At 52.5% G+C, this 24,725-nt stretch carries 26 protein-coding genes; 8 read left to right on the top strand and 18 right to left on the bottom strand.

Annotation, left to right across the window (positions count from 1 at the left end; translation table 11 throughout):
• Positions 1–2 precede the first annotated feature (2 nt).
• Together PAT9B_RS16350 and mutY are read right to left on the bottom strand one after the other, a co-directional pair.
• Complete coding sequence (locus PAT9B_RS16350) at positions 3–275, bottom strand: oxidative damage protection protein (RefSeq protein ID WP_013510385.1); 273 nt, start codon at positions 273–275, stop codon at positions 3–5.
• Positions 275–1,360 carry an A/G-specific adenine glycosylase gene (gene mutY / locus PAT9B_RS16345; RefSeq protein WP_013510384.1) on the bottom strand — a complete coding sequence of 362 codons (1,086 nt, stop codon included), beginning with the start codon at positions 1,358–1,360 and terminating at the stop codon, positions 275–277. The genes PAT9B_RS16350 and mutY overlap by 1 nt, the downstream gene beginning before the upstream one ends.
• Before the next feature lie 155 nt (positions 1,361–1,515).
• Between mutY and trmB the strand changes: the two genes are divergently transcribed.
• The 3 genes from trmB (at position 1,516) to PAT9B_RS16330 (ending at position 3,410) form a co-directional block, all read left to right on the top strand.
• On the top strand, positions 1,516–2,235 hold the full coding sequence (gene trmB / locus PAT9B_RS16340) for a tRNA (guanosine(46)-N7)-methyltransferase TrmB (protein WP_013510383.1): 720 nt from the start codon (positions 1,516–1,518) through the stop codon (positions 2,233–2,235).
• A complete protein-coding gene (locus tag PAT9B_RS16335; protein ID WP_013510382.1) occupies positions 2,235–2,561 on the top strand; it encodes a YggL family protein in 327 nt (108 codons plus the stop codon). Before trmB ends, PAT9B_RS16335 begins: the two co-directional genes overlap by 1 nt.
• 132 nt (positions 2,562–2,693) lie before the next feature.
• Positions 2,694–3,410, top strand: coding sequence for a DUF2884 domain-containing protein (locus PAT9B_RS16330; RefSeq protein WP_013510381.1), 717 nt, complete (start codon positions 2,694–2,696; stop codon positions 3,408–3,410).
• Between the two features lie 92 nt (positions 3,411–3,502).
• Here the strand turns inward: PAT9B_RS16330 and PAT9B_RS16325 are convergent, their stop codons facing one another.
• The 4 genes from PAT9B_RS16325 to tkt form a co-directional block, all read right to left on the bottom strand.
• Positions 3,503–4,879, bottom strand: coding sequence for a PTS ascorbate transporter subunit IIC (locus PAT9B_RS16325; protein WP_013510380.1), 1,377 nt, complete (start codon positions 4,877–4,879; stop codon positions 3,503–3,505).
• 86 nt (positions 4,880–4,965) lie between these two features.
• Positions 4,966–5,238 (bottom strand): PTS sugar transporter subunit IIB, encoded by a 273-nt coding sequence (locus PAT9B_RS16320; protein WP_013510379.1) that lies wholly within the window; start codon positions 5,236–5,238, stop codon positions 4,966–4,968.
• A 35-nt stretch (positions 5,239–5,273) separates the two neighbouring features.
• On the bottom strand, positions 5,274–5,735 hold the full coding sequence (locus PAT9B_RS16315) for a PTS sugar transporter subunit IIA (protein ID WP_013510378.1): 462 nt from the start codon (positions 5,733–5,735) through the stop codon (positions 5,274–5,276).
• Positions 5,736–5,768: 33 nt separating this feature from the next.
• Positions 5,769–7,763 (bottom strand): transketolase, encoded by a 1,995-nt coding sequence (gene tkt / locus PAT9B_RS16310; RefSeq protein ID WP_013510377.1) that lies wholly within the window; start codon positions 7,761–7,763, stop codon positions 5,769–5,771.
• Between the two features lie 512 nt (positions 7,764–8,275).
• Between tkt and PAT9B_RS16305 the strand changes: the two genes are divergently transcribed.
• Positions 8,276–9,010: a GntR family transcriptional regulator gene (locus tag PAT9B_RS16305; RefSeq protein WP_013510376.1), complete on the top strand. Its 735-nt coding sequence runs from the start codon at positions 8,276–8,278 to the stop codon at positions 9,008–9,010.
• A gap of 41 nt (positions 9,011–9,051) precedes the next feature.
• On the opposite strand, the gene hemW is transcribed toward PAT9B_RS16305, so the two are convergent.
• The 4 genes from hemW to PAT9B_RS16285 are packed head-to-tail and all read right to left on the bottom strand — an operon-like array spanning position 9,052 to position 12,072.
• The gene (gene hemW, locus PAT9B_RS16300) at positions 9,052–10,191 is read right to left on the bottom strand and encodes a radical SAM family heme chaperone HemW (RefSeq protein ID WP_013510375.1); all 1,140 of its coding nucleotides are present in this window, start codon (positions 10,189–10,191) and stop codon (positions 9,052–9,054) included.
• Entirely contained in the window at positions 10,184–10,777 is a 594-nt protein-coding gene (locus tag PAT9B_RS16295; RefSeq protein ID WP_013510374.1) for an XTP/dITP diphosphatase, read from the bottom strand. The genes hemW and PAT9B_RS16295 overlap by 8 nt, the downstream gene beginning before the upstream one ends.
• A gap of 20 nt (positions 10,778–10,797) precedes the next feature.
• Positions 10,798–11,352, bottom strand: a complete 555-nt coding sequence (locus PAT9B_RS16290) for a YggT family protein (RefSeq protein ID WP_013510373.1) — start codon at positions 11,350–11,352, stop codon at positions 10,798–10,800.
• Positions 11,353–11,364: 12 nt separating this feature from the next.
• Positions 11,365–12,072 (bottom strand): YggS family pyridoxal phosphate-dependent enzyme, encoded by a 708-nt coding sequence (locus PAT9B_RS16285; protein ID WP_013510372.1) that lies wholly within the window; start codon positions 12,070–12,072, stop codon positions 11,365–11,367.
• 16 nt (positions 12,073–12,088) lie between these two features.
• Between PAT9B_RS16285 and PAT9B_RS16280 the strand changes: the two genes are divergently transcribed.
• On the top strand, positions 12,089–13,081 hold the full coding sequence (locus PAT9B_RS16280) for a type IV pilus twitching motility protein PilT (protein ID WP_013510371.1): 993 nt from the start codon (positions 12,089–12,091) through the stop codon (positions 13,079–13,081).
• A gap of 4 nt (positions 13,082–13,085) precedes the next feature.
• Here the strand turns inward: PAT9B_RS16280 and ruvX are convergent, their stop codons facing one another.
• The 8 genes from ruvX to metK all read right to left on the bottom strand — a co-directional run bounded on the left by ruvX (position 13,086) and on the right by metK (position 20,345).
• Positions 13,086–13,502 (bottom strand): Holliday junction resolvase RuvX, encoded by a 417-nt coding sequence (gene ruvX / locus PAT9B_RS16275; protein WP_013510370.1) that lies wholly within the window; start codon positions 13,500–13,502, stop codon positions 13,086–13,088.
• Positions 13,502–14,065 carry a YqgE/AlgH family protein gene (locus PAT9B_RS16270; RefSeq protein ID WP_013510369.1) on the bottom strand — a complete coding sequence of 188 codons (564 nt, stop codon included), beginning with the start codon at positions 14,063–14,065 and terminating at the stop codon, positions 13,502–13,504. Before PAT9B_RS16270 ends, ruvX begins: the two co-directional genes overlap by 1 nt.
• Positions 14,066–14,153: 88 nt before the next feature.
• Positions 14,154–15,098 (bottom strand): glutathione synthase, encoded by a 945-nt coding sequence (gene gshB, locus PAT9B_RS16265; RefSeq protein ID WP_013510368.1) that lies wholly within the window; start codon positions 15,096–15,098, stop codon positions 14,154–14,156.
• A gap of 90 nt (positions 15,099–15,188) precedes the next feature.
• Entirely contained in the window at positions 15,189–15,920 is a 732-nt protein-coding gene (rsmE, locus tag PAT9B_RS16260) for a 16S rRNA (uracil(1498)-N(3))-methyltransferase (protein ID WP_013510367.1), read from the bottom strand.
• A 74-nt stretch (positions 15,921–15,994) separates the two neighbouring features.
• Complete coding sequence (endA, locus tag PAT9B_RS16255; RefSeq protein ID WP_013510366.1) at positions 15,995–16,702, bottom strand: deoxyribonuclease I; 708 nt, start codon at positions 16,700–16,702, stop codon at positions 15,995–15,997.
• 75 nt (positions 16,703–16,777) lie between these two features.
• Positions 16,778–17,290, bottom strand: coding sequence for a SprT family zinc-dependent metalloprotease (locus PAT9B_RS16250; RefSeq protein WP_083810336.1), 513 nt, complete (start codon positions 17,288–17,290; stop codon positions 16,778–16,780).
• A 100-nt stretch (positions 17,291–17,390) separates the two neighbouring features.
• On the bottom strand, positions 17,391–18,785 hold the full coding sequence (locus tag PAT9B_RS16245; protein ID WP_013510364.1) for a sugar porter family MFS transporter: 1,395 nt from the start codon (positions 18,783–18,785) through the stop codon (positions 17,391–17,393).
• 408 nt (positions 18,786–19,193) lie between these two features.
• Entirely contained in the window at positions 19,194–20,345 is a 1,152-nt protein-coding gene (gene metK / locus PAT9B_RS16240) for a methionine adenosyltransferase (RefSeq protein WP_013510363.1), read from the bottom strand.
• A 163-nt stretch (positions 20,346–20,508) separates the two neighbouring features.
• Here metK and PAT9B_RS16235 point away from each other — a divergent pair, with 163 nt between their 5' ends.
• From PAT9B_RS16235 to PAT9B_RS16225, 3 genes are all read left to right on the top strand, one after another.
• Positions 20,509–20,922: a hypothetical protein gene (locus tag PAT9B_RS16235; RefSeq protein WP_013510362.1), complete on the top strand. Its 414-nt coding sequence runs from the start codon at positions 20,509–20,511 to the stop codon at positions 20,920–20,922.
• Between the two features lie 241 nt (positions 20,923–21,163).
• Positions 21,164–23,140 (top strand): biosynthetic arginine decarboxylase, encoded by a 1,977-nt coding sequence (gene speA, locus PAT9B_RS16230; RefSeq protein ID WP_013510361.1) that lies wholly within the window; start codon positions 21,164–21,166, stop codon positions 23,138–23,140.
• Positions 23,141–23,853: 713 nt separating this feature from the next.
• Entirely contained in the window at positions 23,854–24,615 is a 762-nt protein-coding gene (locus PAT9B_RS16225) for an EAL domain-containing protein (protein ID WP_013510360.1), read from the top strand.
• Positions 24,616–24,725: the final 110 nt, after the last annotated feature.

Below are 24,725 nucleotides of genomic sequence, written 5' to 3'. Positions count from 1 at the left end.
GTTTATTTTTCCGGCGGTGTGTAACCTTCAATGTGCACATCTTTGCCTTCAAACAGGAAATTCACCATCTCCTGTTCCAGCACTTTGCGATCGCCCGGGTTCATCATGTTGAGCTTTTTCTCGTTGATCAGCATGGTTTGCTTGGTCATCCATTGCTGCCAGGCTTCTTTGGAGATTTCGTTGTAGATGCGCTTACCCAGCTCGCCAGGATACAGCTGAAAGTCCTGACCTTCAGCGTCGCGTTGCAGATAAGTACAAAAAATGGTGCGGCTCATTACTCTTCCTCTTCGGTCACTCGCGTATGCAGTGCCAGTTGCTGGGGATGTCGCAGTTCATGCAACAGGCGCTCGACCGGCGCAGCCAGACCCACTGACGGTGGTTGCGCTAAGTTATACCAGAGACCGCCTGCTTCATCCATCAGCGACCCGGACGAAGGCCATGCCAGCCACATAGGCACAATATCCAGATGGAAATGGCTGAAGGTATGGCGGAAGGCGGTGAGCTGCTGTGGTCTGGCGTGAATGCCGCGTTCCGCCAGCCAGTCGGTCATGGCCTGTTCGGTGGTGAATTGCGGGAAGCAAAACAGGCCGCCCCACAGGCCCACTGGGGGACGTTGCTCCAGCCAGACATCATCACCGTGCTGCATCATCAAAAACCAGCCACTGCGTTCAGGCAGCGTTTGCTTGGGTTTCTTGCCGGGATAGTTGGCCCAACTGGTGTTGGCATAGGCGACGCAGCCGCTGTTGAGCGGGCAAATCTCACACTTCGGACGTGAGCGGGTACACACTAACGCACCGAGATCCATCATCGCCTGGTTAAACTGGCTGACGCCCTGCGCAGGGGTGACCTCTTCGCTGATTTGCCATAGCCGCTTTTCGACTTCTTTTTTCCCCGGCCAGCCAGCCACGGCGTAGCAACGCGCTAACACACGTTTGACGTTGCCATCGAGGATCGGGAAGTGCAGGCCCAGCGATAGAGACAATATTGCCCCCGCTGTCGAGCGGCCCACGCCCGGCAGTGCTGCCACGTCATCAAAGTTACGCGGAAACTCGCCAGCGTGTTTATCCACCACCTGTTTTGCCGCTTTATGCAGGTTGCGCGCCCGGGCGTAATAACCGAGACCGGTCCACAGATGCAGCACTTCATCCAGTGGTGCCGCGGCCAGATCGGCAACCGTGGGGAAACGCGCCATAAAGCGTTCAAAATAGGGAATGACGGTGGCAACCTGGGTCTGCTGCAACATCACTTCGGAGAGCCATACTTTGTAAGGCGTTTTCTCCTGCTGCCAGGGCAGGGTTTTGCGACCAAAGCGCTGATACCAGTCCAGCACCTGTTGCGCGAACTGCGGCGCTTGCATCATAAGAAGGTAATTTTTCCGTGGTTACTCTACACTCAGGCAGGAATTCCAGCACAGAGACATCAGGGTGTAAACCGGAAGATTGCAAAGGCTTGCTTCTGCTATTGAACTTTGCATAATGCGCGTTTCCCTGAACACGCTAATCAACAGGCTTTGACATGATTAATGACGTCATCACCCCAGAATTTGATGAGAACGGGCGGCCATTACGCCGTATCCGCAGTTTTGTGCGCCGCCAGGGGCGCTTAACCAAAGGGCAGCAGCTGGCACTCGATCAATACTGGCCGGAGATGGGCGTCGAGTATCAGCCGCAACCGCTGGATTTGACCGCGCTGTTTGGCCGCGATGCACCCCTGGTGCTGGAGATTGGTTTTGGTATGGGCGCATCGTTAGTGACGATGGCGAAAAATAATCCACACCAGAACTTTCTCGGCATTGAAGTGCATGCGCCTGGAGTCGGCGCGTGTTTGGGGTCAGCCAAAGAAGCGGGCGTGGAAAACCTGCGCGTGATGTGTCACGACGCAGTTGAAGTGCTGGAGAAGATGATCCCGGATAATTCGCTGCGGATGGTGCAGCTGTTTTTCCCGGACCCCTGGCATAAAGTACGGCATAACAAACGCCGTATCGTACAGGTGCCGTTTGCCGAGCTGGTGATGCGTAAGCTGAAGCTGGGTGGCGTCTTCCATATGGCGACTGACTGGGAAGCCTATGCTCAACACATGCTGGAAGTGATGAGCAGCATCCAGGGTTATCAAAACCTGTCAGGAAGCCATGATTACGTGCCGCGTCCGGAAACGCGTCCGTTAACCAAATTTGAGCAACGCGGGCAGCGACTGGGCCATGGCGTTTGGGATCTGATGTTTGAGAGGGTGAAATAATGGCCACACAGCGCAGCCGTCGTTTACGTAAAAAATTGCATATTGATGAGTTTCAGGAACTGGGTTTCTCCGTTGCCTGGCGTTTTGCCGAAGGCACCAGTGAGGAGCAGATTGACAGCACCCTGGATGCGTTTATCAACGAAGTGATCGATCCCAATGGTCTGGCCTACGATGGTAGCGGCTACCTGGTATGGGAAGGGCTGGTATGCCTGCAACAGACCGGCAAATGCACCGATGAACATCGTGAACTGGTTCGCAAATGGTTACAGGATCGTAGCCTGGCAGATGTGCAGGTGACTGAACTCTTTGATGTGTGGTGGGACTAAGCATCACATAAACGGTGCTTAGCAGCACATCCCGTAGCGGCGCGATTTATCGCGCGTTTTTTCCCGCATCGCGCACGGCACTGCGCGATAAATCGCGCCGCTACGGATCCGCAAATGGATGCAGGAGATTTCATGGTTCGTAAAACGCTTCTCGCCGCGTTGTTGCTGGCGGCGACTCAGGCCCAGGCTGCGTATGAATGCAGCGTTAAGCCACAAGATGATGTGATTATTAAGCCGCAGAGCGTGCAGGTGGTGGGAGAAAACGGCAACCTCGAAATCTCGCCGCAGGGTGATGTGCAGTTCAATGGGCAGAGAGTGAGTGTCGATAACGCCACACGCCAGAAAGCGATCGACTATCAAAACGCACTGCGCCGTGACTTACCCTGGATCGATCAGGGTGCGAATTCCCGTCTGGAGCGCAGTCGTGTTGCCCTGGATCAGGTGATTGTCGAAAAGCTGGGGCCAAACAGCAACGTGCGTAATCGCCTCAGCAAACTGGATGGTCAGCTGAAGCAGCAGATGAACCGGATTATTGAGCATCGTAGCGATGGCCTGACTTTCCATCATCAGGCAATTGATCAGGTACGTGCCGACGGTGAAAAACTGGTGCAAAGCACCATGGGCGGTATCCTGCAGGACAGCCTGAACGAGATGGGCAGCCAGCAGTCTGGCGGCGGTAGCAACCCGTTGCAGGCGTTGATGGGTAATCTCGGGGGGTTACAGCAGTCGATTCAAACGGAATGGAACAAGCAGGAGCAGGATTTCCAGAATTTTGGTCATGAGGTGTGTAACCGCGTGACGGACCTTGAAGGGCAGCGTAAAGGCCTGGTGCAAAGCTTCAAAGGTTAATTTCGTAGCGGCGCGATTTATCGCGCGGTTTTTTCCGACACCGCGCACCGAACCGCGCGATAAATCGCGCCGCTACTTTTCAGTGATACGTTTTATTCGCCTTTCACTTCTTTTGCCACGCCTTTATTACTGGTGGCAAAGTTATAAATAACCAGCAGAGCGAAAATCCCGGTAATCACCATGGTAATGGTGCCCTTGTCCATATATCGGGCCATATTACCCAGGATGATCCCGGTGACACCAAAGTCGGTATCTGAGAAGGTGGTGTTAGTTAATCCCAGAGCGCCCAATACCGGCAACAGCGCTACTGGCAGGAAGGTAATTAACACACCATGGGCGAATGCACCGAGCATTGCACCACGTTTACCGCCGGTCGCATTGCCAAATACCCCAGCAGTAGCGCCGCAGAAGAAGTGTGGCACGACACCTGGTAAAATTAATACCCATTTCAATTGGCCGAGAATAAATAATCCGACCAGGCCACCGACGAAGCTGGAAATAAAGCCAACCAGTACCGCATTCGGCGCATAAGGGAATACAATCGGACAGTCGAGTGCCGGACGGGCATTCGGTACCAGCTTTTCAGAGAAGCCGGTGAACGCCGGTACGATCTCTGCCAGAATTAAACGTACACCTTGCAGAATAATAAATACGCCAGCTGCGAAGGTGATGGCCTGTACGAATGAATAGACCAGATAGTTCTGACCATGACTGAAATGTGTTTCCACATATTCTTTGCCCGCCGAAGCAGACAAAATAAAGTAGATAATCATCATGGTCAGTGAAATAGAGATGGTACTGTCACGCAAAAAACTCAGGTTTTTTGGCATGTTCATCTCTTCGGTAGATTTCGAACCTTTACCGACTAATGAACCAATCCAGCCTGACAGCACATAACCAACGGTCCCGGTATGGGCTAATGCGACCTGGTCATGTCCAACAATTTTACGCATATGCGGTTGCGCCAGCGCCGGGAAAAATGCCATCAACATGCCGAGTGCCAGCGAGCCGGTATAAATAAGCTGGACGCCTTCGAAACCGGCAACCGACAGAATAATGGCCACCATACAGGCCATATAAAATGTCACATGACCAGAAAGGTAGATATATTTCAGGCGGGTAAAGCGAGCAACGATAATATTCGCCACCATACCAAACGCCATGATCAGCGTGGTGGGCGCACCGTATTTTTCCAGCGCAATGGAAACCATCGCTTCGTTGTTAGGAATAATGCCTTGAACATCAAATGCCTGCTTGAAGATATCACCGAGTGGAGTCAGTGAACCGACCAATACAGAGGCACCACCTGCCAGCACTAAAAAACCCAGAATCGTTTTTACCGTACCTTTAATGACATCCGGGAACGGTTTTCTTTGCGCGACCAGACCAAATAAAGCCACTAATCCTACCAGGATTGAAGGCACTTTCAGCACGTCGACAACTACCAATAAAAGGTTTTGGATAAACATATTAACCTCAGCGGTAAGCGTTCTATTTTTTCAGGTTGCATATACCCTGGCTGCAACCTGAATTATTAAGGGTAGAAAGGATTGAGTCAGACTTTATTAAAATATTCGCGAATCTTTTGCTCAAGTTCTTTGATGTCGATAATGTTATTGATGATGATGACTTTGTCTTCAGGCAAGTTAGCGCTGTAGGCAATGTCTTTACCCATCACAAAAACATCAGCAACATCAGGGGTAACTGAACCCAGATCAGAATGTTCCACATCCGCAGTGATCTCGATGGCTTTAAGAACTTTTTTAATGTTCATTTCCATCATGAAACTGCTTCCCAGGCCTGAGCCACAAACCGCCATAATTTTCATACCATACCTCTTGGTTCATATTCTAAATGGGTTACTTAATTAACTGCCTTGTCTGCCAGTAAAATGGCGCTCAATTCTTCTTTACTACGTGAGTTGAATAATCGCCCCATCGTCTCGTCATCGGAGAGGACTTCAGCCAGTTGAGAAATCATTTCAATATGGCTGTTGCTGTCCGGTGCTGAGAACATAAAAATAGCATCAACCGGATCATTTTCATCAGCATCAAATTTGACGGCCTGGCCCAGTTTGACAATCGATAACCCGAGTTTGTGCGCTCCCTGCTCTGGGCGCGCATGGGGCATGGCGATGCGTGGCGCGATAACAAAATAGGGGCCAATATCCTGTTTTTGCTGAATGATGACATCAATATACTGTTGAGAAATCGCGCCTTCATTCAGTAACGGGCGTCCGGCAACCTGAATTGCTTCTTTCCAGTCGGAGACGCTTGTCAGATACTGGATTTTTTCTTCATTCAGCCACTTTGACAGATTCGACATAGTTATTTCCTGAATTAAAATCGTGTTCGCTACTTACTTCAGCAAGCTACGTGCGGTTTCGAGTACATTTTCCACCGTAAAGCCAAAATGCCTGAACAGGACGTTGGCGGGTGCTGACTCGCCGAATGATTTCATGCCAATCACTTTCCCATCCAGGCCGGTGTAACGCTGCCAGAATCCTTCAATGCTGGCCTCCACCGCCAGACGTTGGCGCACATCTTTCGGCAGCACCGCTTCTTTATATTGCTCTTCCTGCTGATCGAAACGTTCGGTACAGGGCAGGGAAACCACTCGCACTTTACGGCCTTCCTGATGCAGCACTTTGGCCGCAGCCACCACCAGCTCGATTTCCGAACCGGATGAGATCAGCAACAGTTCGGGTTTGCCATCGCAATCGAGGAGGACATAGCCGCCACGGGCGATATCCGCCACCTGCGCCGTTGAACGAGGCTGTTGCTCAAGCGGTTGTCGGGTGAGGATCAACGCGGTTGGCCCGTTCTGACGTTCAATGGCCTGACGCCATGCCACTGCGACTTCGACCTGATCGCAGCCGCGCCAGGTTTCCATATTCGGTGTCAGTCGCAGCGAGGCGAGCTGCTCAACCGGCTGATGGGTTGGACCATCCTCGCCGAGGCCGATGGTGTCATGGCTATAGACGAAGATTGAACGGATTTTCATCAGTGCGGCCATACGCACCGCATTGCGGGCGTACTCCATAAACATCAGGAAGGTACCGCCGTAGGGGATAAAACCGCCATGCAGTGCCAGGCCATTCATCATCGCGGACATGCCGAATTCACGCACGCCCCAGGAGATGTAATTGCCCGCCGGATTTTCAGCACTGAAATCGACAGAGGTTTGTTGGCGGGTCAGGTTTGACGGCGACAAATCCGCCGAACCGCCCATCAATTCTGGCAGCAAATCGGCAAAATGATTCAGGCACTTCTGGCTGACCTGGCGGGTAGCAAGGTTAGCTGGCGCAGCCTGCAAGGCGGCGATGTAGTTATCCATGTCCGCTGCCCAGTTGGCGGGCAGTTCACCCTGCATACGACGGCTAAATTCAGCCGCCAGCTCCGGCCAGCGTTGTTGATAAGTGGCAAACAGGTGATCCCACTCTTGTTGATTTTTGGCCCCTTGTTCGGTTGCATCCCAGGCCTGATAGATCGCGTCAGGGATCTCGAAGGGCGCATGCGGCCAGTTCAGCGCTTCGCGCACCAGGGCAACTTCTGCGGTGCCGAGGGCTGAACCGTGGCAATCGTGGCTGTTGGCCTTGTTCGGCGAGCCAAAACCGATGATGGTTTTACAACATAACAGGCTGGGTTTATCGGTGACGGCTTTGGCTTCACGTACTGCAGCATCCACTGCCGCTGCATCATGCCCGTCAACACCTTCAATCACATGCCAGCCATACGCACGGAAGCGGGCGGCGGTATCTTCCGAGAACCAGCCTTCCACATGACCATCAATCGAGATGCCATTGTCATCCCAGACGGCGATCAGTTTGCCCAGTTGCAGGGTGCCAGCCAGACCACATGCCTCATGGGAGATCCCTTCCATCAGGCAGCCATCACCTAAAAACAGCCAGGTATAGTGATCGACCAATGCGAAATCCGGTTTATTGAACTGCGCGGCCAGCGCTTTTTCGGCAATCGCCATCCCGACGGCATTTGCCACACCCTGGCCAAGCGGGCCGGTGGTGGTTTCTACGCCTGGCGTATAACCGTATTCGGGGTGCCCTGGGGTGCGGGAATGTAACTGGCGAAACTGGCGGATGTCCTCAAGGGTCACATCATAGCCAGTCAGATGCAGCAAGGAATAAAGCAGCATGGAACCATGTCCGTTGGACTGAACATAGCGGTCACGATTGAACCACTGCGGGTTCTTTGGGTTGTGGCGTAAGTGATGACGCCACACCACTTCGGCAATATCCGCCATTCCCATCGGCGCACCAGGATGCCCTGAATTGGCTTGCTGGATCGCATCAATGCTCAGAAATCGAATCGCGTTTGCTAACTCTCTATTTACCATGAACTGATCTCGCTTTAGCGCTGTTTTATGCAGAAACCCGGACTGGCATCGGTGAATCGATGGTGAAAGATGTCCAGTCATTTACCCGGTGGCTGCCCCTGGTGTGGCACCTTGTTATGCCGTGAAGATCCCTGCTCACGCCTGAAAAATTGCTGAGTTTTCAGGATGGATAACTCACGTCATATCAATAAATAGTATTAAATATCATTATGTTGATTGATTTTATTGATTCGAACACACTGATTTTTATTTTTTAGCAATCAGGTTTTACAGTTGCCTGATTAAGTCTATACATGTTTAATGTGTCTAGTCATCTTGATGATGCACCTGGACGTGTACAGATACAATATGTAAGATTGAAATCTGGCTGGACACCCTGAGCTGGAGTGCAAATTCGTTAACTGGATCACATCCTCATACGGTCAGGCTGGTGCGAAGAAAATAAACTCAGGCATACATGTGCATTTATGGCTCGTTGTAGTCGGGTCTTACACTTATCGGGAAGAACGTTGATGGTCGATGGCATTACTGAGAAGCAGAAAGAGGTTGTCGATTACATCCTCCGTAAAATCAAAGAGGATGGGCTTCTGCCTGGCGATAAGCTCGACACCGAAATTGCGATAGCCAAGAACATCGGTATTACCCGAGCGACGGTGCGCGAAGCGACAAGGATTTTGATTGAACAGCAGCGCATTTACCGGGTGAAAGGATCCGGCCTGTTTGTTGGCTCGATCGGCAAAAGTAACCATTCTGGCCGTTTTCATGCGCTGTCACCGTTTGATTATCAGGCGCAGAAAAAAGGCTATAAAGGCATCAGGAAAGTTATCACCGTCAGCATTATGAAGGTGCCAACGCCGGATATGGCGCAGTCGTTACGTATTAAGAACAGCGATCAGGTGTATAAAATCGTCCGTCTGATGTGCTTTGATGATATTCCGGTGGCGCTCGAACATATCCATCTGCCGGTGACCATGTTTAGCAGCATGGAATTCAGCAAGCTGGAGATATCCAAATACTCTTATATTGAACAGCTTACCGGGAAGAAGGTTCAGCGCAGGGACCAGAATTTAAGTGCCATCAATTTAACGGATAGCGAACAGCTTAATCTTCTGAATTTGCGAGAAAATGATGCGGTGCTGGAGATCAGTGAAACGGTTTATCTGGATGACGGCACGCCATGCGAAGTGAATATCGCGCTGATTAATACCAATCTGCTGCAGCTGCGACAAAATACCGAGAGAAGTTGATTCTGTCGCGGCGCGATTGATCGCGCCGCGACGATCAAGATTTATTCTTCCACCAGAAACAATTCCAGCAGCGAGTTAAGGAACAATTTTCCTTTCTCCGTAATCTGCCAATGTTGTTCCGTTTCCAGCACATAACCCGCTGCAATTGCCGCATCAATCTGTGGACGGATTACGGCTTCTTCCAGCCCGGTGTAGCGGCAGAAATCGGCGCGCGGTGCGGCCTCCAGCAGACGGAAACGGTTCATAAAGAACTCGAACGGTTTATCCGCATCCGCGACATCATGCTGCTTATCGAGGTAATTGCCCTTCATAAAACCACGTGGGTGACGGGTTTTGACGGTGCGTACAATGCGGCCATCAGGCTGCGTCAGTTTGCCATGGGCACCACAACCAATGCCGAGGTAATCACCGAAGCGCCAGTAATTGAGGTTATGCTCACAGCGATAGCCAGGCTTCGCATAGGCCGAGGTTTCATACTGTTGATAACCGGCGGCGGTCAGCAATTGATGGCCTTGTTCGAAGATATCCCACAGCGCGTCATCATCCGGCAGCACCGGCGGACGTGAACCAAACAACGTATTTGGCTCAATCGTCAGCTGATACCACGACAGATGCGGCGGATGCAACGCAATCGCCTGGCGCAGATCGTCGAGTGCTTCCTCCAGCGACTGGTCCGGCAGGCCGTGCATCAAATCGAGGTTAAAGCTGCGTAATCCAAGACCAGCGGCAAGATGCGCCGCGCGTTGTGCTTCTTCCGGTCCATGAATACGCCCGAGACGTTCCAGCTTTTGCGGGCTGAAGCTCTGCACGCCAATCGAAATGCGGTTAATCCCGGCTTGCTGATAACCACTGAAGCGATCGGCTTCTACCGTGCCGGGGTTGGCTTCCATGGTGATTTCGGCATCGGCTGCCAGCGGTAGCCGTGCTCGGACACCATCCATCAACATTTGCATCGCATTGCTGCTTAACAGACTTGGCGTACCACCACCAATAAAGATGGTGCGGACTTCGCGCCCGCTGGTGAGAGGTAAATCCTGCTCAAGATCGTGCAACAGGTGCTGCACATACTCGATGTGCGGCACCTCGCCTTTCAATGCGTGTGAGTTGAAATCACAGTAGGGACACTTCTGCACACACCACGGAATATGGATGTACAGGCTTAACGGTGGTAAATCAGGCATTGCGCATCGCATCCAATAATAGCGTCAATGCTTTGCCACGGTGAGAAACGGCGCGCTTTTCATCTTTACTCAGCTCAGCCGCCGTTTTGCCTAATTCAGGGACATAGAAAATGGGATCATAGCCAAAACCGCCTTCACCCGCGGCTGCGCGAGTGATTTCACCGGCCCAACTGCCGTGGAACACCAGTGGCGTAGGATCGGCAGCGTGACGCACGTAAACCAGCACGCAGTGGAACTGCGCCTGGCGTTCGCCCTCGGGCACGTTTTCCAGCGCGATCAGCAATTTGTCGAGGTTCTGCTGATCGCTGGCATCAAGACCGGCGTACCGGGCGGAGTAGATGCCCGGCGCGCCGCCGAGCGCATCGACCGCCAGACCAGAGTCATCAGCAATCGCGGGCAGACCGGTGATCTGTGCGGCATGACGTGCTTTGAGAATGGCGTTTTCAATAAACGTCAGGCCGGTTTCTTCCGCTGACTCCACGCCCAACTCGGTTTGCGCCACGATATCAAGACCAAAGGCCGCCAGCAGGTCGGCGAGTTCACGGACTTTGCCCGGATTGCCGGTGGCGAGAACAACTTTTTGCATAACAGTTCCAGATTAACGAATTACAGCAAATACCAGAGACCCGGGAACAGGTCCATGCCGAGGAAATTCAGTGCATACAGCACCAGAATCACAATCATGGCAGAAAAATCGATACCCCCCATCGCCGGCAGAATACGGCGAATCGGTGCCATCAGCGGCTCGGTCAGTTGGATCAGCACATAATCAATCGGGCCACGGCCCTGGCTGATCCAGCTCATCAGTGAACGGATAATAATCACCCAGAACACCAGATAACCGGCTGACTTCAGCAGTGATAACAGGCCAACCAGCAGGTTGGTCGGATCGACCGAGAACACCCCCACCTGAATCAACAACAGAATCGGGTATTTCAGGGTGGTCAGCACAAATGCCAGCACTAATGAGGCGGTATCAATCGGCCCCAAGGCTGGCAGCACCCGGCGCAGTGGTTTGATGATTGGCTGGGTAATCTTCACGACAAACTGTGACAACGGGTTGTAGAAGTCACAGCGTGACCACTGCATCCAGATACGCAGTAGCAATACCATCACGTACAGGTCGATCAGCGTTTTGACTAAAAACGTCATTGTTAACATGAGGTTCCTCAATTATTGTTGTGAAGTGCGCGCATAATCCCGCGCGCCAAATACGGCGGTGCCGATGCGCACCATAGTACTGCCAGCGGCGATGGCCGCTTCCATGTCGTCGCTCATTCCCAGAGAAAGCGTATCGACGTCAGGGTAATCCTGTTGCAAGGCACGAAACGCGGCGGCCATTTGCTGGCAGACCGCCAATTGGCGATCATAATCCTGTTCGGGTGCCGGAATCGCCATCAGACCTCGCAAACATAGCTGTGGTAAGGCAGAAATCTCCTGTGCCAATGCCGGCAGCGCCTCCAGCATGATGCCAGATTTGCTGTTCTCGTCACTGATATTTACCTGAATTAACACATTAAGTGGCGGCAGGTGCGCCGGGCGTTGGTCATTGAGACGCTGCGCGATGCGTTGACGATCCACGGTATGGCACCAGCCAAAATGCTCCGCTACCAGACGACTTTTATTCGACTGTAATGGCCCAATGAAGTGCCATTGCAGATCAGGATGTGCGGCCAGCGTGGTGACTTTTTCAACCCCTTCCTGCACGTAATTTTCGCCAAACGCCCGTTGTCCGGCAGCAATAGCTTCTTCGACCGCACTCACAGGTTTGGTTTTACTCACTGCAAGCAGCGTGATTTCTTCTGGAGCGCGTCCGCAACGCGCGGCAGCAGCGGCGATACGCTCGCGTACTTGCTGTAAGTTGTGCTCAATGGAAGTCATAGTCAGGAGAGTTTCTATGGATTTGGATAAAGTTGTGGCCCTTAGTGTAAAGCATAACGCTGCTGATCTGCACCTTTGCAGCGGACATTTGCCACACTGGCGGCGGCAGGGGGTGCTGGAGCCCATCCCGGAGCAAGCCGCGCTGGAACCGGCCTGGCTGGAAGCCTTTATGATGCAGTGGCTGGATACTGCGCAACAAGCGGCGCTGGAAGCTGAAGGGCACGTCGATTTTGCCATCACGATGGGCAGTGGTGTGCGATTACGCGCGAATCTGTTTTTGCAACGCCAGGGGTTATCACTGGCGCTGCGGTTGATTGCCAGCGAAGTCCCCACGCTCGCCAGTCTGGATTTACCGTCGGTGGTTGAGCAACTGCTTTTGCTGGAAGAGGGGTTAATCCTCATTACCGGCGCGACCGGTAGCGGCAAATCCACCACCCTTGCGGCGTTGGTCGATAGCCTGAACCGCGAACAGTCACGCCATATTCTGACGCTGGAAGATCCTATCGAGTTTGTCCATCACAGCCAGCGTTCGCTGATTCAGCAGCGGGAAGTGGGCGCGCACTGTGCTTCGTTTCGCCACGGGCTGAAAGCGGCACTGCGCGAAGACCCGGATGTCATTCTGCTGGGGGAACTGCGTGATAGCGAAACGATTCGTCTGGCATTAACGGCCGCTGAGACCGGCCATCTGGTGCTGGCTACCCTGCATACGCGTGGCGCAACGAAGGCCGTGGATCGGCTGGTGGATGTGTTTCCCGCCGAAGAGAAAAATCTGGTGCGCAGCCAACTGGCCGGAAGCCTGAAAGCGGTGCTGGCGCAACGGCTGGTGCCCGCGAAGCAAGGAGGGCGGGTGGGGTTGTTTGAGGTGCTGGTGGCCACGCCTGCGGTGGCGAACCTGATTCGCGAAGGGAAAATGCATCAGTTGCCAGGAGTGCTGCAAACCGGCGCGCAGGCCGGGATGCAAACATTCGCCCAGAGCGAACAGGCGCGACAACAGGCAGGGGAGATCTGAACGATCAGTGGGTATCGAACCAATCTTCCAGAATGATGACCGCCGACTGCGAATCGACCGCGCCTTTTTGCAGCGCGCGGTAGCCGCCACGTTCGAATAAACCGGCACGGGCTTCGACCGTACTGAGGCGTTCATCCTGCAACTCAACACGCACACCAAAACGGCCATGCAGACGGTTGGCAAACTTACGTGCACGTGCGGTCAGTTCCTGTTCGCTGCCATCCATATTGAGTGGCAGACCCACGACCACGTAGTCAGGTTGCCACTCTTTCAGCAGCCGCTCGATCTGGCCCCAGTCTGGTGTGCCATCCTGCGCTTTGAGCGCGGTGAGTGCACGTGCGGTGCCCGTCAGCTGCTGCCCGACGGCAACGCCGATACTTTTGGTGCCGAAATCAAAGCCCAGCAACGTTTCACTGGCCATCAGGCGTGCCCTGCATCATTGGTCATATTATGGATATCCACGCCCAGACATTTTGCCGCTTCACGCCAGCGTTCCGCGATCGGCGTCTGGAACAGAATGGTGCTGGAGGCTGGCGTGGTGAGCCAGGCGTTTTCCAGCAATTCGTTTTCCAGCTGATCTTTCTCCCACGCGCAGTAACCCAGCGCGACCAGCACGTGCTCGGGCTGTGCGCTGCTGCCAATCGCTTCCAGCACATCTCTGGACGTCGTGATGACGGTGGTGTCGGAAATTCGAATACTGGAGGAGTAGACGCGCTGAGCAGAATGCAGAATAAAGCCGCGGTCCTCCGCCAGCGGGCCGCCAGCGAATACCGGTTTATCCAGCCTGATGGCCGGATCGCGATCTGATGGGCTGATTTTAAGCTTTTTAAGGATGCCTTCGACCGTCAGATTCTCCATCGGCTTGTTGATAATCAAGCCCATAGCGCCATCTTCATTGTGCTCGCAAATGTATACGACCGAGCGCTTGAAGAAGGGATCTTGCAGGGATGGCATCGCAATCAAAAAATGATGCTGTAAATTCATTCTCACTCGTATACCAAAAATAACCGGTATTGCTGCGGCAATACCGGTATTGGAGAGATTCACGGAGCGGCTGGCTCCGACGGCATCCTTAGCCCAGACGTTTCTCAATGGCATCCATCAGCATACCGGTGATGGAGATTGGGAAGGCGGCTTCAATTTCACGCACGCAGGTCGGGCTGGTTACGTTCACTTCCGTCAGTTTATCACCGATGATGTCGAGACCGACAAAAATCAGCCCTTTTGCTTTGAGCGTGGGGCCAACGCGGCGCGCAATCTCCCAGTCGCTGTCACTCAGCGGACGTGCTTCACCACGGCCACCGGCTGCGAGGTTACCACGGGTTTCACCGCCCTGCGGAATACGCGCCAGGCAGTAAGGCACCGGTTCACCGTCAACCACCAGCACGCGTTTGTCACCGTCTTTAATCGCGGGCAGGTAGTTTTGTGCCATGCAGAAGTTTTGCCCGTGATTGGTCAGGGTTTCAGTGATAACGCCGAAGTTTGGATCATCCTGCTTCACTCGGAAGATCGATGCGCCACCCATACCGTCCAACGGTTTCAGGATGACATCGCCATGTTCCTGCCAGAAGGCGCGCAGTTTCTCTTTGCTGCGTGTCACCAGGGTGTCTGGCGTGAGGTCGGCAAACCACGCGGTGTAGAGTTTTTCGTTGCAGTCACGCAGGCTCTGCGGCTTGTTGACGATCAACGTGCCTTGTTCTTCAGCGCGTTCCAGCAGATAAGTCGCGTAGATAAATTCAGTATCAAATGGCGGATCTTTACGCATCAGCACCACATTGAGATCGGCCAGTTTGATCTCCTGCTCGCTGCCAAATTCATACCATTTATCGTAATTTTGCTCGACGCTGAGCAGACGCGTGCGGGCATAAGTCACGCCACCACGCAGGGAGAGATCGTTCATCTCCATGTAATGAATTTCGTAACCACGACGCTGTGCTTCCAGCAACATGGCGAAGCTGGTGTCTTTTTTAATGTTGATGGACGAAATCGGGTCCATAACGATGCCAAGCTTAATCATTATTCTCTCCTCAAGGGGGGAATTCACTGCCCCTGCTTAGTCTGGACGCCATTCTCAAACTGGCGACTTATTACAACCCGAAAGTATCCCTTAACCGAGGTCGCCAAACCTCACCTGAAGTGCCGTAATGGCGGTGAGGGCGGTGGTTTCGGTGCGTAACACGCGCGGTCCTAACAGAATATCAGTGAAACCGTGCTGTGCCGTCATGGCAATCTCCTCTGTCGACAGACCGCCTTCGGGACCAATCAGCAGGCGAATGCGTTCAACAGGTTGCGGCAGCGTATTGATACTGTGGCTGGCACGCGGATGTAAATTCAGTTTTAGCCCGTCAGCGGCTTCAGCGCACCAGGCTTCCAGCGTCATCGCTTCACGAATCTCCGGCACGCGATTACGGCCGCACTGTTCACAGGCGGCAATTGCAATTTTCTGCCATTGCTGAATTTTCTTCGCCAGACGCTCGGCATCCAGCTTTACGCCGCAGCGCTCAGAAAACAAGGGCGTAATGACGTTGACGCCAAGTTCGATGGATTTCTGGATGGTGAATTCCATTTTTTCGCCGCGCGACATCACCTGCCCAAGGTGCAGATGAAGCGGTGATTCACGATCATCCTGTTGACTGTCAAGGACTCTTACTTTTACACGCTTTTTATCAGCCTGGGTGATTTCGGCGGCAAAAGTCAGATTACTGCCATCAAACAGCTCAAGCCGTTGACCAGCGCTCATACGCAGCACGCGTCCGACGTGATTGGCGGCGTCTTCATCGAGGAAGACCTCGCTGTTCACAGCAAGGGGTTCGGGGTGAAAAATGCGAGGTATACGCATGCGGTTCCTGCCAGCGTTAATGCCGTGCCAGCGGCACGGCTCAATCGGAAAACAGCTAGTGTAGGGTAGCGGTTTTAGCGCTGGCAAGCCTGAAGCACATAAGGATTATGATTGCCCTGCACTTTGGCGATGCGATTGTCGCGTTCGCACTCCCACGGCGTGACCGGATATTGCTTATCCCATGCGGTAAACAACTGCGTTTGCTGGCGTGACAGGCTCAGTTTGTATTGGTCGCGCATATAGAAGTAGGTACGGGCAATGGCACCCCGTGCGCGTTCTGGCGGTTGCGCCAGCTTCTGTTTGAAATCAATCTTCATACTGCACTGGCCGTAGGGTTGCTCCCCGCCGTTCCACTGGCTGTACTGAAAGTTGCCACGATCGCCATTTACTTCACCTATGGCAGGTTCGAGGTTATGCAGGTCGCTTTCAATGCGGCGGTAATCGGCATCTTTGCTGCAATTCTTGCGCCCGCCGTTTTGCCAGCACTGACGCTGATGACCGAACTCCCAGGCTGGCATCACATGTTCCCATTCGATGCGCGCTGCACGGTTAGCATTTTTGCGCACGCTGTAGCCACAACTGCTGAGATCCGGCACCCCTTTTTTACCCTGCCAGTTGATTTTGCAACCGCAGTAGAAACTGCCGGGCGCATCGGCATTGATGTAGGCCGCGTATTCTTTGGCCTGCTGGAAGTTGTTCTGATGATAATTATTGAGGTTGAGGCTCCAGGCGCTCAGCGGGGCGGCTAATAAGGTGAGGGCGATAATAATTTTGCGAGACATATTCCAAACTTAACCTGATGCGAAAAAAGGCGGCAGGTTAGCAGAATGCGGGCGGTGACGAAATCAGATTAGCGACTAACTTGCTGAAAATTCACCGGGTTGCAAGAGGGTGCCGCAATGTACGCAGCGATATTCGCTTTCACCGCGCAGCACGCGATTGTGACGGCGCACGGTGAGTTGATGTTGCTGGCAACGACAACGGTAGGCAAAGGTGCGACTTCGCACTGAGTCGATTTCGAACTGGTGCGTGCGGCGTGCGGCAACGCCCAGTACTTCTTCCATCATCCATTTCCACTCTTTGCCGTGGGGGGCCACGCGGCCAAAGGTTTTCCACACCAGCAGATGGGCCAGTTCGTGTGGCACCACTTCGTCGATAAATGCCTGCTGATTCTCCAGCAACAACACCGGGTTAAGGCGAATTTCCCACTTCTCCAGCCAGGCGGTGCCCGCCGCCGTGCCGCGTTGTTGATAGACAAGCTTCGGTTCGGGATAGCTGCGTTCCAGCCGCTCATTTGCCAGTTGCAGGAACTGGCGCAGTGAGCGCATCACAGCTTGTTGTATGGCGATGGGCAGGCGGGGCGTTTTCATGGCAGAGAGCATAAGGCGTTGCGCTGGGGAACTCAACTGCTGCGGGATGCGCCAGAAAAAAGGGCCGCCCGCAGGCAGCCCTTGTTTGCTACGTTTGCGATCATTCCTGACCGATTTCACGCAGTTTTTTACCTGACAGCAGGTTGCGCTCGATGTGCTCCAGTGAGACGTTTTTGGTCTCCGGAATCAGCACCAGGGTCAACAGGATGAAGAACACGTTGAGTCCAGCGTAGACCCAGAAGGTCGGCGCGTTGCCCAGCGAGTTCAGCATGGTCAGGAAGGTGGCACCAACAATCATGTTGGCGATCCAGTTGGTCGCAGTAGAGACGGTGATACCAAAGTCACGGCCTTTCAGCGGCTGGATTTCAGAGCACAGTACCCAAATCAGCGGACCGGCGCTCATGGCAAAGCCCACGATAAACATCAGCAGCATAGCCACTGCGAAGTACTGCGCACCGGCGGAGTTAATCCCCACGTGCAGCATGGTGCCGAGGATACCCATACCGGCGGCCATGACCAGGAAGCCCAGCACCAGCGTCGGTTTACGGCCCCAGCGATCCACCAGCCCGATAGCGATAAAGGTCGCCAGCACGTTCACCAGACCGACAATTACCGTGCCCCACATTTGCTGCGTGGTATTGGCGAAACCCGCAATTTCAAAGATTTTCGGTGCGTAGTACATGATGACGTTCATACCGGTGAACTGCTGCATCACCTGCAACAACACGCCGAGGAACACCGCGCGGCGGAAGTTGCTGTTGCTCTGGAACAGCTGCCAGCCGGATTGCTTAATCTTCAGACTTTCACGGATTTCATCCAGCTCGCGTTTCGCCTGCTCGCTGGTGTCGCGCAGACGGTCCAGCACACGCTGAGCATCACGGAAGTTGCCTTTCGCCGCCAGCCAGCGCGGGCTGTTGGGCAGGAACACCACACCAACCAACAGCAGGATTGCCGGGATGGTGATCACGCCCAGCATCCAGCGCCATGCGCCCGCATCGCTGAACGCGGTGTCGGACAGGTAAGCTGCCAGGATACCGATGGTGATCATCAGCTGATACAGAGAAATCATACTACCGCGGATTTTTTCCGGTGCGATTTCAGACAGATACAGCGGTGCAGTATAAGACGCCACACCCACGGCCAGGCCGAGAACCACACGCGCAACAATCAGCATTTCCGGGTTAGATGCAAAGGCTGACCACAGGGAGCCAATCACAAACAGAATGGCACCGGCCATCAGGCTTTTTTTACGGCCCAGTTGTGACGACATCCAACCGCTGCCGATTGCACCCACTGCGGCACCAAACATCATTGAGCTAACGATCCACTCCTGCTGGTGGGCAGTAACGTTAAAGTCTTTAGCGATAAAGGGCAGGGCACCAGCGATAACGCCGATATCCAGGCCGAACAGCAGGCCGGCCAGAGCCGCGAGAAAGCAGACAAACAAGGTCATAGCCTTATTTGAGGTTCTGCTTTTATGAGTATTGCCAGGCATATTGCCTCCAAATTTATCTATCGTTGTTTTTATCAATGTTAAGGAACCTGCTTGCGGGAAAAAGTGAGGACGATCACATGAATGTAATCGGTTACACTCGCTGAATCCCTGTCATTCAGCATTTTTCGCCCAAAATGGTTCTGTAACCAGTAAGGTATAGCACCCGTTAAGTTTCTGACATCATTCTAAATATCGGCTATCAGACGACGCTGAAAATAACGCATTTTTACAGGAATAACTACGCTGCAAAATTCCTAAATCACAGATATTTAAAGCGTTTCAAAATGTAATCGTTAACATTTTGTTGTAAGCGGGATGGTGTAAGCGTAGCAGGTGGGGATTTTTGCGGTTGAAAACAAACAGGGAGGCCAAATGGCCTCCCTGATGAGGTACTGCAGGGCTAAAAACTTACAGACCAGCCGCTTCGCGCAGCTGTGCAGCTTTGTCGGTTTTTTCCCATGGGAAGTGTTCGCGACCAAAGTGACCGTAAGCAGCGGTTTCTTTGTAGATAGGTTTCAGCAGGTCCATCATCTGAATCAGACCATACGGACGCAGGTCGAAGAACTCGCGCACCAGCAGGGTCAGTTGTTCGGTTGCCACTTTCTCAGTGCCGAAGGTTTCCACCATGATAGAGGTCGGCTCAGCCACGCCGATGGCGTAGGAAACCTGAATCTCACAGCGGTCAGCCAGACCAGCCGCAACGATGTTTTTGGCTACGTAGCGTGCTGCGTAAGCCGCAGAGCGGTCAACTTTTGATGGATCTTTACCGGAGAAAGCACCGCCGCCGTGACGCGCCATACCGCCGTAGGTATCCACGATGATTTTACGACCGGTCAGACCGCAGTCACCCATCGGGCCACCGATTACGAAACGGCCAGTCGGGTTGATGTGGTATTTGGTGCTGGCATTGATCCACTCAGTCGGCAGAACCGGCTTGATGATCTCTTCCATCACCGCTTCACGCAGGTCAGCCTGGGAAATCTCTTCCGCATGCTGAGTCGACAGAACCACGGCATCGATACCGACAATTTTGCCGCCATCGTACTGGAAGGTGATCTGGCTTTTTGCATCCGGACGCAGCCACGGCAGGGTGCCGTTTTTACGGACTTCAGCCTGACGCTGAACCAGACGGTGCGCATAAGTCACTGGCGCTGGCATCAGGACATCAGTTTCGTTGGTGGCGTAGCCAAACATCAGGCCCTGGTCACCGGCACCTTGCTCCAGCGGATCGGTACGGTCAACACCCTGGTTGATGTCCGGAGATTGCTTACCAATGGCGCTCAGTACTGCACAGGAGTTGGCATCGAAGCCCATATCGGAATGAACATAGCCAATTTCACGAACGGTATTACGGGTGATCTCTTCGATATCAACCCAGGCGCTGGTGGTGATTTCACCGCCGACCAGTACCATACCGGTTTTCACGTAAGTTTCGCAGGCCACGCGTGCTTTCGGATCCTGTTCAAGGATGGCGTCGAGCACGGCGTCAGAAATTTGGTCAGCGATTTTATCAGGATGTCCTTCTGATACGGACTCAGACGTAAAAAGGTGTTTAGCCATTCTGTTCTTTACCTTACAAATGGTTTGAATTCGACTGCATAGCGTAAGCGAGGCCATGCCAAGCTCGACGCCCCTTTAGGCAAAGCCGCGAGCAGTAAGAAGTGAATGCGCAGAGCGCTTGCACAGCCTGGATGTTAACCAGTTTAGATGTATGAGCATCTGGATGGCTATTCTAGGTTACTCACTGAGCGAATTACCAGCCCTTTTTCTGTTTCCGCATTTTACGCAACAGTCAAACTGGAAAATTTTCCTGACACGGATCACCGTATTGATCTGGGGAGCGGCTGGTCTGGCAAAAGCTTTTGCAATTTTATGCGTCAGGCTGTATAAATCGCCGCTGCTGTCGACCACAGCCCAAAAGGATGACGCCACCGTGCGTCGCGCCCGTCAGATATCCCGGTATCTGGCTTTCACCCAGGCCGTTTCCCGCATGTTTTCCCCATGCGTTGGAGGTGATAAAAGTAATGAACCAACCTTTCTCTTTTTACGGTTCACTGCGCTCAACGTGCGCGTTGGCAATCCTTTCCATTTCCACTTCTGTTTTTCACTCCAGTCGAAGTTTTGTTCGTTGCGGTAATTATCCCGACACGAGCGCCGGCTAACTTGTTCCCACATTCCTGGTGATTTTTCTCACGCTTGGGTGATGATGGCACTCCTGGCTATTTTTGGCCTGGTTGCACGCATCCTGGCCTGGTGTTTTACACTTAACGTCAGCAGTTCTTGAGGATAAGCAGGCAAAATGGGGCATTTTTATCCCGGCGTATTAACGACAAAACCCGGCAACTTTTTCATATTTCAACGGAAAATTGAGGTTCGTGATGTCTGACGACATGAAGAATATCAAGGGTTCGTCAGCTGGCGAACAGGGTGTACTCCGCTCCATGCAGGAGGTGGCGATGAATGATCAGGAAGCGAGCCGAATGCTGCGCACCTACAATATTGCCTGGTGGGGCAATAACTACTATGACGTCAACGAATTAGGCCACATCAGCGTGTGCCCGGACCCGGACATGCCGGAAGTGCGCGTCGACCTCGCTAAGCTGGTGAAGGAGCGTGAAGCGGACGGCCAGCGCCTGCCCGCGCTGTTCTGCTTCCCGCAGATTTTGCAACATCGCCTGCGTTCGATTAATGGTGCCTTTAAACGCGCCCGAGAATCCTACGGCTATAAAGGTGACTACTTCCTGGTGTATCCCATCAAGGTCAACCAGCACAAACGTGTGATTGAGTCGCTGGTCAACTCCGGCGAACCGCTGGGGCTGGAAGCCGGTTCGAAGGCGGAACTGATGGCGGTACTGGCGCACGCGGGTAAGACTCGCACGGTTATTGTTTGTAACGGCTACAAAGATCGCGAATACATTCGTCTGGCACTGATTGGTGAGAAACTCGGCCACAAGGTGTACCTGGTTATCGAGAAGATGACAGAGGTACGCATGGTGCTGGAAGAGGCCGAACGCCTGAATGTGGTGCCACGCCTCGGCATTCGTGCGCGTCTGGCGTCACAGGGGTCTGGCAAGTGGCAGTCGAGCGGCGGTGAGAAATCTAAATTCGGTCTGGCAGCATCACAGGTGTTGCAGCTGGTTGAGATTATGCGTAAAGCAGGGCGTATCGAAAGCCTGCAACTGCTGCATTTCCATCTCGGTTCGCAGATGGCAAATATTCGCGATATCGCGACCGGGGTGCGTGAATCTGCCCGCTTCTATGTGGAGCTGGCGAAGCTTGGCGTCAACATCAAATGCTTTGACGTTGGCGGCGGCCTCGGTGTGGATTACGAAGGGACGCGTTCACAGTCGGACTGCTCAGTGAACTATGGCCTGAATGAATACGCCAATAACGTGATTTGGGCGATTGGTGATGCCTGTGATGAACACGGTCTTGAACATCCTACGGTGATCACTGAATCGGGCCGTGCGGTGACCGCGCATCATACTGTTCTGGTTTCCAATATCATTGGTGTAGAGCGCAACGAATTCAGTAATCCGGAAGCGCCGGATGTTGATGCCCCCCGTCCGATCCAGAGTATGTGGGACACCTGGCAGGAGATGCACGAGCCAAACGTTCGTCGCTCGCTGCGTGAATGGCTGCACGACAGCCAGATGGATCTGTTCGACATCCATACGGGTTACTCCTCTGGCACTTATGATCTGCGTCAGCGTGCCTGGGCGGAGCAGCTGTATCTCAGCATCTGTCATTACATCCAGCAGCATCTTGATCCAAGCAACCGCGCGCATCGCCCGATCATTGATGAGTTGCAGGAGCGCATGGCTGACAAGATTTACGTTAACTTCTCCTTGTTCCAGTCGATGCCGGATGCCTGGGGTATCGATCAACTGTTCCCGGTACTGCCGCTGGAAGGGTTGAACAAAATGCCGCAACGCCGTGCGGTGCTGCTCGACATTACTTGTGATTCCGATGGCACCATCGATCACTATGTGGATGGCGACGGCATTGCCACTACCATGCCGATGCCGGAATATGATATCGACAACCCGCCGATGCTGGGCTTCTTTATGGTGGGCGCGTATCAGGAAATTCTCGGCAACATGCATAACCTGTTTGGCGATACTGAAGCGGTTGATGTGTTCGCTTTCCAGGATGGCAGCGTAGAAGTGCAGCTGTCGGATGAAGGCGATACCGTGGCGGATATGCTGGAGTACGTGCAGCTCAATCCGGCAGAACTGATGACGCTGTTCCGCAATCAGGTGAAGCAAACCGATATTGATGAAGATCTGCGCGCGCAGTTCCTCGAAGAGTTTGAGAGCGGTTTGTACGGTTATACCTATCTTGAAGACGAATAATTAAGCCTCTCTTCACCGAGCCACGTTTGTGGCTCGGTCCATCTATTTTTCCGCTATTTTTTTTACCCGCATCTTTTTATTAAAATTGCGATCGCGATCACCGTGATAATTTCACTCGTCATTTAAAGAAGTAATGAAAAAGAAGTGGTGGCGCTATCTTATTCATTTATTTAAAAAAGCGAAGCCGCAATTCCTTCTACGCTGACAACACCCCTGCTGATGGTAGGGTTATCAGACTTGATAAGACAGCTTTCCTGTTATGTTATATTTTTATGCATAATTAAAATTTGATCATTGGTGATGAAATAATAACCCTGCATGACTAACCCCATTATTGACGCTTTTCGGAAAAAATTTTCTCGTACAGAATCTGTAACTTTCAGGAAGAAACAAGAAAACTGACCAAATATTCATGAATAATCCTTATTTATTAGTTGGTTATCATATTCCTGGTTGTGTCAAGGCTGGAAAAAACAATATTTTTTCCAGGAATTGTCTGAAACCTTGATTATGATTTCACTACCGATAAGGACAAAATCAATATGTCATCCCTATCGAAAATCACCAATGGCTTGGCTTAACCTATTTCTCAAACTGTAAGTTATACGTTAACCTTTAGTTAAGGTGTTAAGTTTTACCAATGTTTTCCATGCGTTTAACATGAGAAATTCTGACATTAAAGGCGTGTCAGATCGTGGCGAAAGGGCGCGTTGATGAGTAATCCGCAACAATACACTTTCATACTGGAACCTGTTTACGGATTATCCGGCAAGCTCATTGCCTGGGAGTTACTGACGCGCTTTGCAGATGATGCAGATATTAAGCATGAGAGAAATCCGGCAAGAGAAGCGGGTTTTTTCAGCCAGTTACCGGCTCAGGAAAAATGGCAACTATTCCTGCGACAAATTGATCACCTGGAGCGACTTTATCAGAAGGGATTCCAGCAGATCATAAGCGTGAACATTAACAGGGATATTGTTTCCAGCCTCTTTTCTGATGAAAAGACTCAACAAAGATTGGATCTATTGCCTTTCTTCCGCTTCGAAATCTCAGCCTTTTTCATTGCCCGCTTCACTCGTGCAGATCTATTAATTTTAAAGGGGTTAGCAAAGATTGCGCCTCTATGGCTGGATGATTTTGGTCCGGGATATTCCAGCCTGACAATGATGAGTAGCGGAATATTTGAATGTGTCAAGATTGATAAGGCGTTTTTTTGGCAATATGGCGAAAGCCATATATTTGACCTCCTGTTAGGTCACCTCAACGATTTATGCAGTGGTGTGATCGTTGAGGGTGTCGAGAATCAACGCCATATCGAGACGCTGGCGCACAAAGCGATATACGGTATGCAGGGCTATCATTGGGATGGCGTGTATCTTGATGATTTAATTAATAAATCATGGGGCGATCCCAATGCCTCCGATCTGTGCGGAACACACCTGTGCCAAAAAAAGAATTTAAGGAGTTTCATGTAGTTCACGCAGTGCCATTAGATAAAAACGATATTTTCCCCGTTGTTATTTTAAGAAATAAAACGTCCCCATTACCAGGATGGCGGCTTAACAAGGCTCAGTACGACTTCATC

This window comes from Pantoea sp. At-9b (assembly GCF_000175935.2).
In the GTDB taxonomy this organism is placed as follows: Bacteria; Pseudomonadota; Gammaproteobacteria; order Enterobacterales; family Enterobacteriaceae; genus Pantoea.
The sequence above is the reverse complement of the archived record's forward strand: the minus strand, read 5'-3'. Positions and strand labels throughout refer to the sequence as shown.

What these genes read in the sequence shown, in the direction of transcription:
- PAT9B_RS16330 (WP_013510381.1), top strand. Translation starts at nt 2,694, where the DNA reads ATGGTTCGTAAAACGCTTCTCGCCGCGTTGTTGCTGGCGGCGACTCAG.
- PAT9B_RS16280 (WP_013510371.1), top strand. Translation starts at nt 12,089, where the DNA reads ATGGATTTGGATAAAGTTGTGGCCCTTAGTGTAAAGCATAACGCTGCT.
- PAT9B_RS16235 (WP_013510362.1), top strand. Translation starts at nt 20,509, where the DNA reads ATGGCTATTCTAGGTTACTCACTGAGCGAATTACCAGCCCTTTTTCTG.
- ruvX (WP_013510370.1), bottom strand. Translation starts at nt 13,502, where the DNA reads ATGGCCAGTGAAACGTTGCTGGGCTTTGATTTCGGCACCAAAAGTATC.
- PAT9B_RS16225 (WP_013510360.1), top strand. Translation starts at nt 23,854, where the DNA reads ATGAGTAATCCGCAACAATACACTTTCATACTGGAACCTGTTTACGGA.
- PAT9B_RS16290 (WP_013510373.1), bottom strand. Translation starts at nt 11,352, where the DNA reads ATGTTAACAATGACGTTTTTAGTCAAAACGCTGATCGACCTGTACGTG.
- PAT9B_RS16245 (WP_013510364.1), bottom strand. Translation starts at nt 18,785, where the DNA reads ATGCCTGGCAATACTCATAAAAGCAGAACCTCAAATAAGGCTATGACC.
- PAT9B_RS16295 (WP_013510374.1), bottom strand. Translation starts at nt 10,777, where the DNA reads ATGCAAAAAGTTGTTCTCGCCACCGGCAATCCGGGCAAAGTCCGTGAA.
- PAT9B_RS16350 (WP_013510385.1), bottom strand. Translation starts at nt 275, where the DNA reads ATGAGCCGCACCATTTTTTGTACTTATCTGCAACGCGACGCTGAAGGT.
- endA (WP_013510366.1), bottom strand. Translation starts at nt 16,702, where the DNA reads ATGTCTCGCAAAATTATTATCGCCCTCACCTTATTAGCCGCCCCGCTG.
- rsmE (WP_013510367.1), bottom strand. Translation starts at nt 15,920, where the DNA reads ATGCGTATACCTCGCATTTTTCACCCCGAACCCCTTGCTGTGAACAGC.
- PAT9B_RS16270 (WP_013510369.1), bottom strand. Translation starts at nt 14,065, where the DNA reads ATGAATTTACAGCATCATTTTTTGATTGCGATGCCATCCCTGCAAGAT.
- speA (WP_013510361.1), top strand. Translation starts at nt 21,164, where the DNA reads ATGTCTGACGACATGAAGAATATCAAGGGTTCGTCAGCTGGCGAACAG.
- tkt (WP_013510377.1), bottom strand. Translation starts at nt 7,763, where the DNA reads ATGGTAAATAGAGAGTTAGCAAACGCGATTCGATTTCTGAGCATTGAT.
- PAT9B_RS16285 (WP_013510372.1), bottom strand. Translation starts at nt 12,072, where the DNA reads ATGACTTCCATTGAGCACAACTTACAGCAAGTACGCGAGCGTATCGCC.
- gshB (WP_013510368.1), bottom strand. Translation starts at nt 15,098, where the DNA reads ATGATTAAGCTTGGCATCGTTATGGACCCGATTTCGTCCATCAACATT.
- metK (WP_013510363.1), bottom strand. Translation starts at nt 20,345, where the DNA reads ATGGCTAAACACCTTTTTACGTCTGAGTCCGTATCAGAAGGACATCCT.
- PAT9B_RS16320 (WP_013510379.1), bottom strand. Translation starts at nt 5,238, where the DNA reads ATGAAAATTATGGCGGTTTGTGGCTCAGGCCTGGGAAGCAGTTTCATG.
- trmB (WP_013510383.1), top strand. Translation starts at nt 1,516, where the DNA reads ATGATTAATGACGTCATCACCCCAGAATTTGATGAGAACGGGCGGCCA.
- PAT9B_RS16335 (WP_013510382.1), top strand. Translation starts at nt 2,235, where the DNA reads ATGGCCACACAGCGCAGCCGTCGTTTACGTAAAAAATTGCATATTGAT.
- PAT9B_RS16305 (WP_013510376.1), top strand. Translation starts at nt 8,276, where the DNA reads ATGGTCGATGGCATTACTGAGAAGCAGAAAGAGGTTGTCGATTACATC.
- PAT9B_RS16315 (WP_013510378.1), bottom strand. Translation starts at nt 5,735, where the DNA reads ATGTCGAATCTGTCAAAGTGGCTGAATGAAGAAAAAATCCAGTATCTG.
- mutY (WP_013510384.1), bottom strand. Translation starts at nt 1,360, where the DNA reads ATGATGCAAGCGCCGCAGTTCGCGCAACAGGTGCTGGACTGGTATCAG.
- hemW (WP_013510375.1), bottom strand. Translation starts at nt 10,191, where the DNA reads ATGCCTGATTTACCACCGTTAAGCCTGTACATCCATATTCCGTGGTGT.
- PAT9B_RS16250 (WP_083810336.1), bottom strand. Translation starts at nt 17,290, where the DNA reads ATGAAAACGCCCCGCCTGCCCATCGCCATACAACAAGCTGTGATGCGC.
- PAT9B_RS16325 (WP_013510380.1), bottom strand. Translation starts at nt 4,879, where the DNA reads ATGTTTATCCAAAACCTTTTATTGGTAGTTGTCGACGTGCTGAAAGTG.